The sequence below is a fragment of the Mesorhizobium sp. M0615 genome (genome assembly GCF_040320805.1).
Taxonomy (GTDB): domain Bacteria; phylum Pseudomonadota; class Alphaproteobacteria; order Rhizobiales; family Rhizobiaceae; genus Mesorhizobium.
Genome location: NZ_JAMYQI010000002.1, coordinates 377,316 through 390,684 on the forward strand (window position 1 = coordinate 377,316; position 13,369 = coordinate 390,684).

A 13,369-nucleotide genomic window follows, 5' to 3' on the forward strand; every position below is an offset into this window, starting at 1 on the left:
GACCTACCCCTTTGTTGGAGCATGATCTTCTCCAAAAACCGGTACCTACTTTTTGGGATCATGCTCTAGCCGCTCTTCAGCATATAGCCGGCGCCGCGAACCGTATGCAGGATCGGCTTGTCGAAACCCTTCTCGATCTTGCCACGCAGGCGCGAGACGTGAACGTCGATCACGTTGGTCTGCGGATCGAAATGATAGTCCCAGACATTTTCGAGCAGCATGGTGCGCGTCACCACCTGGCCGGCATGGCGCATCAGATATTCGAGCAGGCGGAATTCGCGCGGCTGCAGCGTGATCTCGCGCGCCGCGCGCTTGACCGAATGGGACAGCCGGTCAAGCTCGAGATCGCCGACCCGGTAGATGGTTTCGGCCTCCCTGGCGCTGGCGCGGCGGTTCAGCACCTCGACGCGGGCGAGCAATTCGGAAAAGGCATAGGGCTTGGTCAGATAGTCGTCCCCGCCGGCGCGCAGACCGGTGACGCGGTCATCGACTTCGCCCAGCGCCGACAGGATCAGCACCGGCGTGGTGTTGCCGCGCGAGCGCAGGCCGGCAATGACGGAGAGCCCGTCGCGGCGTGGCATCATGCGGTCGACGACCATCACGTCATAGTCGCCGGCATCGGCCAGCGCAAAGCCGGTTTCGCCGTCGCCGGCGACATGGGCGGTGTGCCCAGCCTCGGCAAAGGCCTTCTGCATATAGTCGGCCGCCTCGCGATCGTCTTCTATGACGAGAATCTTCATAGAGCCGTTATACGCGATTTCGCCGGAAGATTGAGGGGCCGCCATGAGCGCAAAAGCTTTCGTTCAAGCATGTCGTTTTGCCAAAACCGCCGTGCACTTTTGGGCGACATGCTTCGATGTTAGAGCGGCAGCGGGCGATGGGGGCCCGCTGCCGCCGGGGGCAGAACACGATGACTGACTAACGCGTTCGGCCCCTTGCTTCCCGTGCGGCGGCTCGGGGGTGTTGAAACCGCCGCACTGGAAACTGTGTGATGTCAGCCTTTGGCGACTGGCAGCGCGACGAAGCGGTTTGAATCGTCGCGGGTGATCTGCATCAGCACCGCCTTGCGGCCGGACTTGACCGCATCGGCCATCGCCTTGGCGACGTCTTCGGTGCCGTTCACCTCCGTCGAATTGACCGAGGTGATGACATCGCCGGGCTGGATGCCGCGGTCGGCGGCATCGCTGTCTGGATCGACATCGGTCACCACCAGGCCCTTGCCGTTTTCCGACTTGGTGACGGTGAGGCCGAGATCGGCCAGCGCGGCGGGCTTTGCCGGTGCCGCGGGCTGCTGCGGGTCGGCCGAGGCCTGCTTGTCGGTGGATGGCAACGTGCCGAGATCGACCTTGATGGTCTGGCTCTTGCCGTCGCGCCACACCGTGACGTCGACCGACTTGCCGGGTGGGTAGGCGCCGATCAGACGAGCCAGTTCCTTCGGCGATGCGACGTCCTTGCCTTCGACCTGGGTGATCACGTCACCGGCGGTGATGCCGGCCTTCTTGCCGGGGCCACCGTCCTGGGCGCCCGAAACCAGAGCCCCGTTCTGCGACTTCAGGCCCAGCGATTCGGCGATGTCCGATGTAACCGGCTGGATTTCGACGCCGAGCCAGCCACGCTGCACCGAGCCGCTCTTCATCAGATCCTGCACCACCTGCTTGGCGGTCGAGGCCGGAATGTCGAAGGCGATGCCGACGCTTCCGCCCGACGGCGAGAAGATCGCGGTGTTGATGCCGACGACCTGGCCGTTGAGGTTGAAGGTCGGGCCGCCCGAATTGCCGCGGTTGACCGAGGCGTCGATCTGGATGAAGTCGTCGTAGGGACCGGCGCCGATATCACGGCCACGGGCCGAGACGATGCCGGCGGTGACGGTGCCGCCGAGGCCGAACGGATTGCCGACGGCCACCACCCAGTCGCCGACGCGAACCTTGGAATCGTCGGCGAAATCGACATAGGTGAACTTGCCGACGCCATCGACCTTGAGCACCGCCAGATCGGTGCGCGGATCGGTGCCGATCAGCTTGGCGTCAAGCTCCTTGCCGTCATTCATCACCACTGTGAAGGCGGAGCCTTCCTCGACGACATGGTTGTTGGTGACGAGATAGCCGTCATCGGAGATGAAGAAGCCAGAACCCTGCGCCACCGGACGCGGCTGGTCGTTGTTATGGTCGCGGTGGCTGAAGCGACGATTGCCGCCGTCATGGCCGTTCTGATCACCAAAGCCGCGGAATTGCTTGAAGAACTGGCGCAGCTGCGGATTGTCGGGCAGGTTGTTCATGCCGTCCGGATCGTCGGACTGGTCGGAGCCGTCATCGGCGGCAGGCTCGATCTTGGCCTTGACCTTGACGCTGACCACGGCCGGCGAAACGCGCTCGACGACATCGGCAAAGCCCGGCACCTGGGGCGCTTCGACCCGCACGGCGTCGGCCAGAACGGGAGCTGTACCAGTGGCAACGGCGCCGAAACCGATGCCGCCGGCAATGGCCAGCGAAGCGGCGGCGGCCAACAGGCGTTTGCGGGTGCGGGAATATGGGTTGGGGGCGATAGTCATGGGTCTCGTATCCTCTTTTCACTGGATGCGGCTCAGGCAGAGCATCCTCGGACAAGAGAAATAGAGAGGCGCACATTACGGCGCCATTTCCGGTGCATGAAAGTTTTGTAATGTTGGGCGGTCGCACAAATCGCTTGGTTGCGCTCGCCTGCTGCCCTATGGTGTACACAACTCAGCACAAGGCTTTCACAATGACAGCAAGCACCACCATGACCATTCGAGTCTCGTCCGAGACCAAGCTGAAGCTGGAGCAGATCGCTACCGAGACCAGGCGTAGTAAATCGTTCCTCGCCGCCGAGGCGGTCTCAGCCTATGTCGATCGCGAGCTGGATATCATCGAAGGCATAAAACGTGGCATGGCCGACGCAGAGGCTGGCCGTGTCGTGCCCCACGACGACGCCATGGCGGAGCTCGACGCGGTGATCGAAGCAGCGAAAGCCAGGCGCGCAGGCAAGGCGTGAAGCGGTTCGTCACCTGGTCGCGAGAAGCGCTGGACGATCTCACGCAGCAAGTTGCCTTTATCGCTCAGGACAATCCTGCCGCCGCCCGACGCCTCGCGGACCGTATCCGTGAAATGGGCCGGGGCCTTGGTGATATGGCGACGGGCCGACCTGGCCGGGTAACAGGCACTTATGAGAAGCCCATCGGCCGCCTGCCCTACATCATTGCCTATGAATTGCGCCTGATCGCCGGCCGTCAGAGCATTGTTATCCTGCGCGCCATCCACACGTCGCGGGACTGGCCTTTGGAGGAATGGCCGAGCTAGTCGCTCAGCATCTTGTCCAGCGCCGCCTGTTCCTCGGCGCTCAGCGCCTTGGTTGCCAACGAGCGGCGGGAGCGTGTGGTCAGCACAATGTAAATGCCGCCGACTAGAAGCAGAAGCACCGGCGTGCCCCAAAGCAAGGCGTTGCGCGGGCTGAAGCGCGGCTTCAACAGCACGAACTCGCCGTAGCGCGACACGATATAGTCCATCACCTGCTGGTCGGTATCGCCGGCAACCAGGCGCTGGCGCACCAGGATGCGCAGGTCGCGGGCGAGGTCTGCATCGGATTCGTCTATGGACTGGTTCTGGCAGACCATGCAGCGCAGGCCTTCCGACAGTAGCCGCGCCCTCGCCTCGAGCGCCGGATCGGTGAGAACCTCGTCCGGTTTCACCGCTTGCGCCGCGCCGGCAAACAGCAGCGCCAGAAGCAGGGTGAGCGAGGCCAACGAGAACCTGGTGCTCACGGCGCGCCTGCCGACGGCATGGAGGCTGCCTGCTTGCGGCGGCGCGAGGGTGCGCCAACCCGCAGGCGACGGTCGAGCAGCGACATTGCGGCTCCCGCCATCATCACCAGAGCTCCGCCCCAGATCAGCGTCACCAGCGGCTTCCACCACAGGCGCACCACGACGGATCCATCGGTGCCTTCATCGCCCAGCGACAGATAGAGCTGGCTGAAGCCGATCGTCTCGATGCCGGATTCGGTCGTCGTCGTCTGCCGCACCGGAAAGAAGCGCTTGGCCGAGGTGATTTCGGCTGAAACGCCGCCATCGGCGCCGATCAGGGAAAAGCGGCCGCGCTGCTCGCTGTAGTTCGGACCCTGCGCCGGGAAGAGGCCGTCGAAACGCAGCGTGTGGCCGGAGAGTTCGACGCTCTCGCCGGCATGCATCGACAGTATCCTTTCGGTGCCGAAGCACAGCGTGCCGACAATGCCGAGCGTCGTCAGCCCGAGGCCGAGATGGGCAAGTGCAGTGCCGAACACCGAACGCGGCAGGCCGGCGAAACGGCGCAGCATGATGGCGTGCGACACATTGCCAAAGCCGGACTTGACGGCGAGGTCGGTGAGCGCGCCGCAGACCAGCCAGCAGGCGAGGCCGACACCAAGGGCGGCGAACACCGACGCGCCGTCGATGAACAGCCCGGTGACCAGCATCGCCAGGAGAGCGGCGCCGAAAGCCGCCATCAGGCGCTGGGCGACGGCATAGAGGTCACCGCGCTTCCAGGCGAGCAATGGTCCGAAAGGAACCACGACCAGCAGCGGCACCATCAGCGGGCCGAATGTCAGGTTGAAGAAGGGGGCGCCGACTGAGATCTTGCCGGCCGAAAGCGCTTCGACCGCCAGCGGATAGAGCGTGCCGACCAGCACGGTCGCCGTGGCCGTGGTCAGGAACAGATTGTTGAGGACGAGTGCGCCTTCGCGCGAGATCGGGTGGAACAGGCCGCCGGCCGTCAGCCGCGAGGCGCGCAGCGCAAACAGGGCCAGCGAGCCGCCGATGAACAGCGTCAAAATGCACAGGATGAAGATGCCGCGGGTCGGATCGGTGGCGAAAGCATGCACCGAGGTCAGCACGCCGGAGCGCACCAGGAAGGTGCCGAGCAGCGACAGCGAGAAGGTGAGGATGGCAAGCAGCAGCGTCCAGATCTTGAGCGCCGAACGCTTCTCCATGACGATCGCCGAATGCAGAAGAGCCGTGCCGGCCAGCCACGGCATAAAGGAGGCGTTTTCGACCGGATCCCAGAACCAGAAGCCGCCCCAGCCGAGCTCGTAGTAGGCCCAGTAGGAGCCCATCGCGATGCCGCCGGTGAGGAACATCCAGGCGACCAGCGTCCACGGCCGCACCCAGCGCGCCCAGGAGGCATCGATGCGGCCTTCGATGAGGGCGGCGACCGAGAAGGAAAAGCAGATAGAGAACCCGACATAGCCGAGATAGAGCAGCGGCGGATGGATGGCGAGGCCAAGATCCTGCAGGACCGGGTTGAGATCGCGGCCCTCGATCGGCGCCGGATTGAGCCGGGTGAACGGATTGGATGTCGCCAGGATGAACAGGAAGAAGGTGGCGCCGATAGCCCCCTGCACGGCCAGCACATTGGCGCGCAGCGTCGCCGGAAGGTTGGAGCCGAAGACAGCGACCAGCGCACCGAAGAAGGTCAGGATCAGCACCCAGAGCAGCATCGAGCCTTCGTGATTGCCCCAGGTTCCGGTGATCTTGTAGATCAGCGGCTGCAGCGAATGCGAGTTTTCCCACACGCTCGCTACCGAGAAATCGGAACTTGCATAGGCGCCGGCGAGTGCTGCGAACGATAGCGCCGTGAGCGCGAAGCCTGTGACCGTGACGGGACCGCCGACAGCCATCAGCCTCTGGTTGCCGGTACGGGCGCCGATCAGCGGCACCAGCGTCTGCACCAGCGACAGCACAAAGGCGAGGACGAGCGCGAAGTGTCCGGTCTCAACCATTACTGGCTCTTGCTCTCTTGCCACACGCCCTTGGCCTTCAGCCCGTCAGCGACTTCCTTGGGCATGTAGCGCTCGTCATGCTTGGCCAGCACGCTGTCGGCGACGAAAACGCCGTCGGCGCCAAAGCTGCCTTCGGTGATGACGCCCTGCTCCTCGCGGAACAGATCGGGCAGGATGCCGGTATAGCTGACCTTGACCGATTTGTGCGTGTCGGTGACCGAGAACGCAACCGTCGCGCCCTGCCCGCGCACGACCGTGCCCTTTTCGACGAGGCCGCCGAGCCTGATGCGCTGTCCCGGCTGCAAGCTGGCGGTGGTCAGATCGGCGGGCATATAGAAATAGGAGGCCTTCTGGCCCAACGCATAGAAGGTCAGCCCGGTGGCGGCGCCGAGGAAGGCAAGACCTCCGACAATCACCGACAATCGCTTCTGCTTGCGCGTCATGTCCTACTCCGTCGCCGTCAGGCCGAGCGAGGCGGCAAAGGCGGTGAATTTCTTCGCTTCCTCACTGTCGGCGCCAAACACGGCAATACCGCGATGCAGCGCGTCCCGCGCCTGGTCGGCCTTGCCCAGCACAACATAGGAACGAATGAGCCGCATCCATCCTTCCGTGTCGCGCGGATTTTGCCGCAATTTTTCGTCGAGGCCGGCGACCATGGTTTCGATCATGGCCTGCCTGTCCCGCGGCGCCATCGACGAGGCGGCATCGACGGCTGCGGCGTCGGGGCCTTTGGCGGGCTCTCCTGACGCGACGCTGCGGTTGGCGGCCTCGGCCAGTGCCTGTTGGACAGCTCCGCGCCATGGCGAATCCTGCGGCAGGGAATCGAGCATTTTCTGCCAAGCCGTGGTTGCCTCGGGTATGCGGCCTTCCTGGGCCAGCGCCATCGCCAAATAGAACGAGGCTTTCGCGTTTGCCGGGTCGAGTTTTAGCGCCTGTTCGAAAGCGGATTGCGCATCGGCCGAAACGATGCCGCCGGCCGCATTGGCAATCGCTTCGCCGAGACCGGCCTCGCGGGCAGCCGTGTCGCCATCGAGGCGGATGGCATTGCGATAGGCGGTCACGGCATCGGGAAAGCGCTGCAGGCGCAGATAGATCGGGGCGAGCACGTCCCAGCCGCGTCCATCGCCAGGGTTGGCGGCAAGATGGGCCTCGGCGCGCGCCACCAACTCATCGACCGAACTATCGGCCGGATTCTTGGCCAGCCGTTCGGCAAGCGGCTGCGACGGCAGATCGGGCGAGCCGAGCTGGCTGTACATGCCCCAGCTGAGCAGCGGGACCATCAGCACCGCTGATGTCGCCACCAGCCTGGCCGCCTTTGACGGCTGCTGAAGCGTCGCGGCATCGGCCTGGCCGGCATTTCCCAGCCGAAGGATGCGGCGGGCGATTTCGGCGCGCGCCTCCTCGGCTTCCGCCGGCTGGATCAGGCCGCGCGCGGCGTCACGCTCGAGCTCGGCCAATTGATCGCGATAGACTTCGAGGTCATGGTCGCTGCTGGTCGGAGCGTCCGTGCCGCCACTGGTCAGCGGCAGCAGCACCGTCAGGCTTGCGCCCAGCGTGAGGATTGCGGCTATGACCCAGAACAGCATGGTTCTTCCAATAGAGCGAGAGCCCTGCTCTCACAACATGAGGGTGCTGCGACGCTTTGACGGGATTCCGACCCCGGCTCAATGTTCAGGTCAGCGGCGTCCAGCTGCCGTCGGCGTTGCGGCATGCGGTGCCCCGCGCGGTCTGGCCGGCCGTGCCGGTAAACACCGTATGGGTGTACTGGCGGCAATCCTGCGAGCCGACGCGGTAGGGCTGGGCCGCGACGACTTCGCCGGAATGAGCCGAACTGTCGCCCTTCCAGGTCACCTTCTGGCCGCTCGCCGTATATTCGAGCGCCTTGTATTCCGCCTCGAGCGCCTTGCGCTTCTCGGTGCTGTTCAGGCCGCTGCCGATCGATCCGCCGACGAGCCCGCCGGCCATGGCCGAGATGATCGTCGTCGCGACTTTGGCCCCTGAAGGAGGCGACGCGGGCGGGTTGGTGATGGAGATATCCGGGCCACTGCCCTTGCCCAGCGTTCCGCAGCCGGAAAGAGCGAGCAGTGCGGAAACGAGCGCAACGCGAATCTTCATGCCAACAACCGGTTTTCTTGAACGGGATGCGCTGGGGGCCGCGTCATCGGGGGCGTCAGGACGTCATACTATTGATATTTGTCGGAAATTTGGCCGTTCTTAACGGCTTTTGCGCAATCGAGGGGCCGCCATAACACAGGCATTCGGCCGTGTCGATTGGCCCTGGGCAGTACATCATTGCAAGCTCCGCAAGCGCACAACCGCCTTCAGCCCGCCCATCGTGGAGCGTTCCAGCGCCAGCGCCCCGCCATACTCGTTGACGAGGTCGGCAACGATGGCAAGTCCGAGCCCGGTTCCCGGCTTTGTCTCGTCGAGGCGCCGGCCGCGTTTCAAGACATCGCGGGCCTTGTCCTCGGGGATGCCGGGACCGTCATCCTCGATCGATAGCTCGAACAGGCCGGCTGCGGCCGGCGTGACGGATACGGCAACAGTGCTCCTTGCCCATTTCATCGCATTGTCGAGGAGGTTGCCGACCAGTTCCTCCAAATCCTCGCGCTCGCCAGCAAAGACGATGTCGGCCGCCGGCAGCGTAAGCGACAGGCTGACATCAGGCTTGAGTTTTTGCAGCACGCGCACCATGCGCTGCACCAGCGGCGTCACCGGCGTGCGGTAGACGACGCTGTCGCGCTGCGCCGCGACCCGTGCCCGCTGCAGGTAGTGGTCGACCTGTTTCTGCATCGACGCCGCCTGGTCGGCGATGAGCTGGCCCTTGGCGCCGCCGAGCGCCCGGCCCTCGTTGATCAAAACTGCGAGCGGCGTCTTCAGCGAATGGGCGAGGTTGCCGACCTGCGTGCGTGAACGCTCGACGATGCGCTTGTTGTTTTCGATCAGCGCATTGGTCTCGTTGGCGAGCGGCTCGATCTCGGCGGGAAACTGGCCGTCGAGCCGTTGCGCCGTGCCTTCGCGCACCTGGGCAAGCGCGTTGCGAACCCGGCGCAAGGGCTGCAGGCCGAGCAGGATGGCGATCGCATTGATGGCGATCATGCCGACGCCGAACAGGCTGAGATAGGTCAACAGGCGGCCCTGGAAGGTGGCGATCTCGTGCTCGAGCTCGGTCTTGTTGCCCATTACGCGGAAGCGCGCGGCGCGGTTCTTGGCATCGAGGACGAATTCGCTTTCGAACACTTGCAGTTCCTCGTCACCGATGCCGTCGGTGGAATAGCTGCGCTGGAAACTGGAATTGAAAGGCACCTCGGCAACGGTCGGCGACGGGATCGTCGTGGTCATCGAGGACGAATGAAGGTTGCCGTGCACGCCTTCGGAAGCCGGCTCCACCGACCAGTACCAGCCCGAATTCGGCTCCGAGAAGCGCAGGTCGCCAAGGTCGGGAGCACCGGTGAGCTGGCCGGATTCGGAAACGCCGACCGAGCCGATCAGATTGAACAGATGCGCCGACAGCAGGCTGTCGAAGCCGCGCTCGCTGGCCTGGCGGTAGAGCGTGGTGATCAGAGTGAAGATGACGATCAGGGTGAGGATCGCCCAGATCGTGGAAAATCCGATGACGCGGAAGGCCAGCGAGCGCGGCCAGAGCCGCGCCGAAAAAGGCTTCCTTGCTGGTATGGGGAGCGGTTCCGCCTTACGCCTCCGGCTCACGCATGCGATAGCCCATGCCGCGCACGGTTTCGATCATGTCGATGCCCATCTTCTTGCGCAGCCGGCCGACAAAGACCTCGATGGTGTTGGAATCGCGGTCGAAATCCTGGTCGTAGAGATGCTCGACCAGCTCGGTGCGCGACACCACCTCGCCCATATGGTGCATCAGATACGCCAGCAGGCGGAACTCATGCGAGGTCAGCTTCAGCGGCACGCCGTTGACATCGGCCTTGGAGGCCTTGGTGTCGAGGCGCAGCGGCCCGCAAGTGAGCTCGGACGAGGCATGGCCGGCGGCGCGGCGGATCAGCGCCCTCACCCTGGCCAGCACCTCCTCGATGTGGAACGGCTTGGTGACATAGTCGTCGGCGCCGGCATCGATGCCCGACACCTTGTCGCTCCAGCGGTCGCGCGCTGTCAGGATCAGCACCGGCATCTTGCGGCCGTTGCGGCGCCAGCGCTCGACGACGCTGATGCCGTCCATCTGCGGCAGGCCTATGTCGAGCACGACGGCATCGTAGGGCTCGGTGTCGCCGAGGAAATGCCCCTCCTCGCCGTCATAGGAGCGGTCGACGACATAGCCGGCATCGACCAGCGCGTCGGCCAGCTGCCGGTTGAGATCCTTGTCATCTTCGACGACGAGTACGCGCATGATCGGTCAGGCCTGTTGATGTGTCAGATATAGGCCGATTCCGGTGGTCTGGGAAACGAGCCCTGCAAGGGGGAAGATTGGATCAGTTCGCCGGGACGACGATCTCGGAGCGGCGCGGACGCTGGCCGTCCTTGCCCGGCACAAGCACGACGATGACGCAGACCTCCTGGCCGCCACGCGTCGTCTGCGAAGCCTTGGCCAGCGTGCCGCCATTCTGCTCGGCAACCTGCTGGCCGATCGCGTAGCAATCCGCCGCGGCTGCCGGCGTCGCTTGCGACGCCAACAGGCCGGCCGCTGTGAGCGCCAGTATCGCGGTTCTGACATGAGAGCGAAGCGTTTTCATGGTCGGCGTTGTAACGCAACTGTGCTGAACGTGAAATGAACGGTGAACGGGTGAAAATCCATCCCCGCAATACCCCCTGCGCGCGCAACGAATGAATGCGATCCTACCGCCCAGTCCCTCAGACCGGGCAATGGATTCATAACCGGAAAACCGGCTGCGCGGCTATGGTGTTTGCGCGCAGGTTCTCAATTCGCAGCCAGATTGGGAACAGGTCAAGGCGAGACCATTCTGGGGCCGCCCTAAATAGCGCGGGAAAACGTCAAATCATCGGAGTGCGCCATGACGGATAAACACCTTGCCGACCTTTACCGGGGCTATATCGCTTGCCTGAATGCCCAGGACTGGGCGAAACTTGGAGACTTTGTCGGCGACGAGGTGCAGCACAATGGCGAAATGCTGGGCCTGTCGGGTTATCGCCGTATGCTCGAAGGCGATTTCGAGGCGATTCCCGACCTCCGCTTCAACATCGAACTGCTGGTCTGCCAGCCGCCGCGCGTGGCGGCGCGCCTGCATTTCGACTGTCATCCCAAGGGCGTGCTGTTCGGCCTGCCGGTGAACGGCAAGCGCGTGTCGTTCGCTGAGAATGTTTTCTACGAATTCGGAGAGGGTCGCATCCGCGAGGTGTGGTCAGTCATCGACAAGGCCGAGATCCAGGCGCAGATCTAGGTTGCTTCAATCACTTTGTTCGGTGAGAGCGCGTATCCGCAGCACCCCGTGGTAGAGCGCCAGGTCCTCGTCGTAGCGGGCCTCGGCGAACTCCAGCGACAGGTGGGTCTGGTCGCGCGAGCCGGTGGCGAAAGCGGCGCCGTCAAGGCGCGCCCGGATGCTGTCCATAATCAGACGCGTCTCGGCCTCGCCTTGCGCCTTCGACCAGACATGCAGCGTGATGAGCTGGTCGTCATCATTGTCGGCGCCGGTGTCCAGATCGAATGCGCTGGTCCTGCCATAGGTCACATAAGGGAAGGCGGCACTGTCGGCCGCCTGCTCGCGCAACCCGGCGCCGCCGAGCAGCGCCGTCAGCGAGGCATCGCTCTTCAATCTCATGAACAAGGCTTGCAGCAAATCGCCGGGCGCCGTCATCGTCGTCTCCGTTCGCCTGTCACGCTTTGAACAACCTCAGTTTCGCGCGCAACCTAACCGCGTTGCACGGATTTCGCCAGATGACGATCCGCCTGATGGAAGGCGGCGAATCGGGCGGCATGGCCCTTTCACGGACCGGGTTCTATTTGGCATGCGGGGAGTTTCAAGAAGGGTGTTATGAGGAGCCCTGTTTTCTCCGGCAATTCGAGGTCATTTCATGCGAACGCCACCGCTGCTGCCGGCTTTTGGAAAGCTTGGCGTCAAGCCCCCGGTCGCGATTGCGGCAGCACCCGCCCTGTCGAAGAGGACCGTGGCCCTGCGCATGCGCGAGATACTTTCAATGCACGGCGGCCTGGCCTTGAAGCTGTCGGTGGTGGCCTGGACAATCCTGATCCTGGCGGCGGCATTTTTCATGTCAAAGGCCTGATGCCGATATGGCAAACCGCTACGCGTTGCGCATGGACGAGCCCGAGAGCTGGACTATCTTCGACATCTTCACCGGCCAGCCTGTCGATCTTAAGCAACAGGTGATGGTGGCCATGAATTTGCGCGATGCGGAAGCGATGGCCGACCGCCTGAACAGCCGGGACGTCAAGCGGCGGGCAAAAGCCGACCGCACGTCCTGACGCACGCTGATCTCAGCCGCTCTGATGCAAGACGAACGCGCGCTAGCCGAAATCCGCGGCTGTGAGCACATAAATGCTCTTGCGGGTGCGGGCGTAGGCCTTGCTGGCAATGTCATGGATGGAGCTGGACGCGGTATCGAAGGCCGCCAGATAGGTGGCTTCCGCGGTCGCCGTCCCTGATGGCGCCTTAGAGAGGGCATCGGCGGCGACAGAGAAGGAAATCTGGAACATGCCGTCATGGCCGACAAAGCGGACGCGCTTGCCGGCCTCGTCATAGAAGCGGCTTGGATTGGGGAATGTCAGGCTCATGACGTGCCCCCCTTCGGCGCGGCGGCGGCTTTCTTGACTGTCGCCCGCTTCTTCTTCGGTGTCGGGTTCAAGGCTTCCGCGACGCGGTCGGCCTCTTCCTTAGCCAGGCGCAATTCCCTGAGCCTTGCTGTCTTGATCTCCCTGGCCCTCGCTTCGGACATGTAGTCGGAGGTTGCCTTGTTGCGCTCGGCCGTCTTCTTCTGCTTGTCCATGAAGCGGGCTTCAGCTTTTTCCATGATGCTCTGATTGCCTTCGGCCATCGCCTAAATCTCCTTCGTGCCTGAAATTGTGAAATCGAACTTACGATATAAATAGTCACTTTTGCCTCGAAATTCAATTTTTTGAAATATCTAGGCGCCTCGCGACGTTTCGAACCCTGCAGACATCATAATACTTTTTAATATTTAATTTTGGCCACGAATAATTTTTGGCACTCCTATCTATCGAGTGCCAACACGCCTATAAGAACGGCGCGGTCGCCTATGCCGGCCCCAGAAAGAAGTTCTCATGAAGTTTCGGCCACTCCACGACCGCGTCGTCATCCGGCGCGCCGAAGGCGATGTCAAATCCAAGGGCGGCATCATCATTCCCGACAATGCCAAGGAAAAGCCGCAGGAAGGCGAAGTCATCGCCGTTGGGCCGGGCGCACGCGACGAAAACGGCGCGCTTGTTCCGCTCGACGTCAAGGCCGGCGACTTCATCCTGTTCGGCAAATGGTCGGGCACCGAGGTCAAGATCAACGGCGAGGACCTGCTGATCATGAAGGAAGCCGACATTATGGGCGTCATCGACAAGAGCGAGACGGCCGCTATCGGCAAGAGCGGGACGGTCGTCACCGAGAAGAGCGTCAAAGCCAAGAAGGCTGCCTGACCGGCCTGGCTTTGCCAGGCT

General features: G+C 63.4%; 19 protein-coding genes. 6 read left to right on the forward strand and 13 right to left on the reverse strand.

The features are described from left to right. Nucleotides 1-65 precede the first annotated feature (65 nt). Nucleotides 66-740, reverse strand: a complete 675-nt coding sequence (locus NKI46_RS04620) for a response regulator transcription factor (RefSeq protein WP_352744962.1) — start codon at nucleotides 738-740, stop codon at nucleotides 66-68. Between the two features lie 254 nt (nucleotides 741-994). Further along, the gene (locus NKI46_RS04625) at nucleotides 995-2,548 is read right to left on the reverse strand and encodes a Do family serine endopeptidase (RefSeq protein WP_023752740.1); all 1,554 of its coding nucleotides are present in this window, start codon (nucleotides 2,546-2,548) and stop codon (nucleotides 995-997) included. 191 nt (nucleotides 2,549-2,739) lie between these two features. On the opposite strand from NKI46_RS04625, the gene NKI46_RS04630 reads away from it, so the two are divergent. Then, nucleotides 2,740-3,009 carry a CopG family ribbon-helix-helix protein gene (locus NKI46_RS04630; protein ID WP_352744965.1) on the forward strand — a complete coding sequence of 90 codons (270 nt, stop codon included), beginning with the start codon at nucleotides 2,740-2,742 and terminating at the stop codon, nucleotides 3,007-3,009. Next, nucleotides 3,006-3,314, forward strand: coding sequence for a type II toxin-antitoxin system RelE/ParE family toxin (locus tag NKI46_RS04635; RefSeq protein ID WP_023670182.1), 309 nt, complete (start codon nucleotides 3,006-3,008; stop codon nucleotides 3,312-3,314). Before NKI46_RS04630 ends, NKI46_RS04635 begins: the two co-directional genes overlap by 4 nt. Here NKI46_RS04635 and NKI46_RS04640 read toward each other — a convergent pair. The 8 genes from NKI46_RS04640 to NKI46_RS04675 all read right to left on the reverse strand — a co-directional run bounded on the left by NKI46_RS04640 (nucleotide 3,311) and on the right by NKI46_RS04675 (nucleotide 10,463). Beyond that, the gene (locus NKI46_RS04640) at nucleotides 3,311-3,775 is read right to left on the reverse strand and encodes a cytochrome c-type biogenesis protein (protein ID WP_352744968.1); all 465 of its coding nucleotides are present in this window, start codon (nucleotides 3,773-3,775) and stop codon (nucleotides 3,311-3,313) included. The two genes, NKI46_RS04635 and NKI46_RS04640, sit on opposite strands and share 4 nt — an antisense overlap. Continuing rightward, nucleotides 3,772-5,763 (reverse strand): heme lyase CcmF/NrfE family subunit, encoded by a 1,992-nt coding sequence (locus tag NKI46_RS04645; RefSeq protein ID WP_023670180.1) that lies wholly within the window; start codon nucleotides 5,761-5,763, stop codon nucleotides 3,772-3,774. Before NKI46_RS04645 ends, NKI46_RS04640 begins: the two co-directional genes overlap by 4 nt. After that, complete coding sequence (gene ccmE, locus NKI46_RS04650; RefSeq protein WP_023670179.1) at nucleotides 5,763-6,206, reverse strand: cytochrome c maturation protein CcmE; 444 nt, start codon at nucleotides 6,204-6,206, stop codon at nucleotides 5,763-5,765. Before ccmE ends, NKI46_RS04645 begins: the two co-directional genes overlap by 1 nt. A 3-nt stretch (nucleotides 6,207-6,209) precedes the next feature. Further along, nucleotides 6,210-7,349 (reverse strand): c-type cytochrome biogenesis protein CcmI, encoded by a 1,140-nt coding sequence (gene ccmI, locus NKI46_RS04655; protein ID WP_352744970.1) that lies wholly within the window; start codon nucleotides 7,347-7,349, stop codon nucleotides 6,210-6,212. Between the two features lie 85 nt (nucleotides 7,350-7,434). Beyond that, nucleotides 7,435-7,878: an RT0821/Lpp0805 family surface protein gene (locus tag NKI46_RS04660; protein ID WP_352744973.1), complete on the reverse strand. Its 444-nt coding sequence runs from the start codon at nucleotides 7,876-7,878 to the stop codon at nucleotides 7,435-7,437. 174 nt (nucleotides 7,879-8,052) lie between these two features. Then, nucleotides 8,053-9,471 (reverse strand): ATP-binding protein, encoded by a 1,419-nt coding sequence (locus tag NKI46_RS04665; RefSeq protein ID WP_023821067.1) that lies wholly within the window; start codon nucleotides 9,469-9,471, stop codon nucleotides 8,053-8,055. Continuing rightward, a complete protein-coding gene (locus NKI46_RS04670; protein WP_023670175.1) occupies nucleotides 9,455-10,120 on the reverse strand; it encodes a response regulator transcription factor in 666 nt (221 codons plus the stop codon). Before NKI46_RS04670 ends, NKI46_RS04665 begins: the two co-directional genes overlap by 17 nt. Nucleotides 10,121-10,202: 82 nt before the next feature. After that, a complete protein-coding gene (locus NKI46_RS04675; protein ID WP_023670174.1) occupies nucleotides 10,203-10,463 on the reverse strand; it encodes a hypothetical protein in 261 nt (86 codons plus the stop codon). A gap of 279 nt (nucleotides 10,464-10,742) precedes the next feature. Between NKI46_RS04675 and NKI46_RS04680 the strand changes: the two genes are divergently transcribed. Next, a complete protein-coding gene (locus NKI46_RS04680; protein ID WP_023732030.1) occupies nucleotides 10,743-11,129 on the forward strand; it encodes an ester cyclase in 387 nt (128 codons plus the stop codon). A gap of 6 nt (nucleotides 11,130-11,135) precedes the next feature. On the opposite strand, the gene NKI46_RS04685 is transcribed toward NKI46_RS04680, so the two are convergent. Beyond that, nucleotides 11,136-11,543 (reverse strand): DUF3168 domain-containing protein, encoded by a 408-nt coding sequence (locus tag NKI46_RS04685; protein ID WP_352744976.1) that lies wholly within the window; start codon nucleotides 11,541-11,543, stop codon nucleotides 11,136-11,138. 217 nt (nucleotides 11,544-11,760) lie between these two features. Between NKI46_RS04685 and NKI46_RS04690 the strand changes: the two genes are divergently transcribed. After that, nucleotides 11,761-11,970 (forward strand): hypothetical protein, encoded by a 210-nt coding sequence (locus NKI46_RS04690; RefSeq protein WP_023727640.1) that lies wholly within the window; start codon nucleotides 11,761-11,763, stop codon nucleotides 11,968-11,970. Nucleotides 11,971-11,977: 7 nt separating this feature from the next. Continuing rightward, the gene (locus NKI46_RS04695) at nucleotides 11,978-12,169 is read left to right on the forward strand and encodes a hypothetical protein (RefSeq protein ID WP_352744979.1); all 192 of its coding nucleotides are present in this window, start codon (nucleotides 11,978-11,980) and stop codon (nucleotides 12,167-12,169) included. Nucleotides 12,170-12,211: 42 nt separating this feature from the next. Here the strand turns inward: NKI46_RS04695 and NKI46_RS04700 are convergent, their stop codons facing one another. Both NKI46_RS04700 and NKI46_RS04705 read right to left on the reverse strand, forming a co-directional pair. Beyond that, nucleotides 12,212-12,478, reverse strand: a complete 267-nt coding sequence (locus NKI46_RS04700; protein WP_023705437.1) for a DUF1488 family protein — start codon at nucleotides 12,476-12,478, stop codon at nucleotides 12,212-12,214. Continuing rightward, on the reverse strand, nucleotides 12,475-12,738 hold the full coding sequence (locus tag NKI46_RS04705; protein WP_023670169.1) for a hypothetical protein: 264 nt from the start codon (nucleotides 12,736-12,738) through the stop codon (nucleotides 12,475-12,477). The genes NKI46_RS04700 and NKI46_RS04705 overlap by 4 nt, the downstream gene beginning before the upstream one ends. A 247-nt stretch (nucleotides 12,739-12,985) precedes the next feature. Between NKI46_RS04705 and NKI46_RS04710 the strand changes: the two genes are divergently transcribed. Then, on the forward strand, nucleotides 12,986-13,348 hold the full coding sequence (locus tag NKI46_RS04710; RefSeq protein WP_352744983.1) for a co-chaperone GroES: 363 nt from the start codon (nucleotides 12,986-12,988) through the stop codon (nucleotides 13,346-13,348). Nucleotides 13,349-13,369 lie beyond the last annotated feature (21 nt).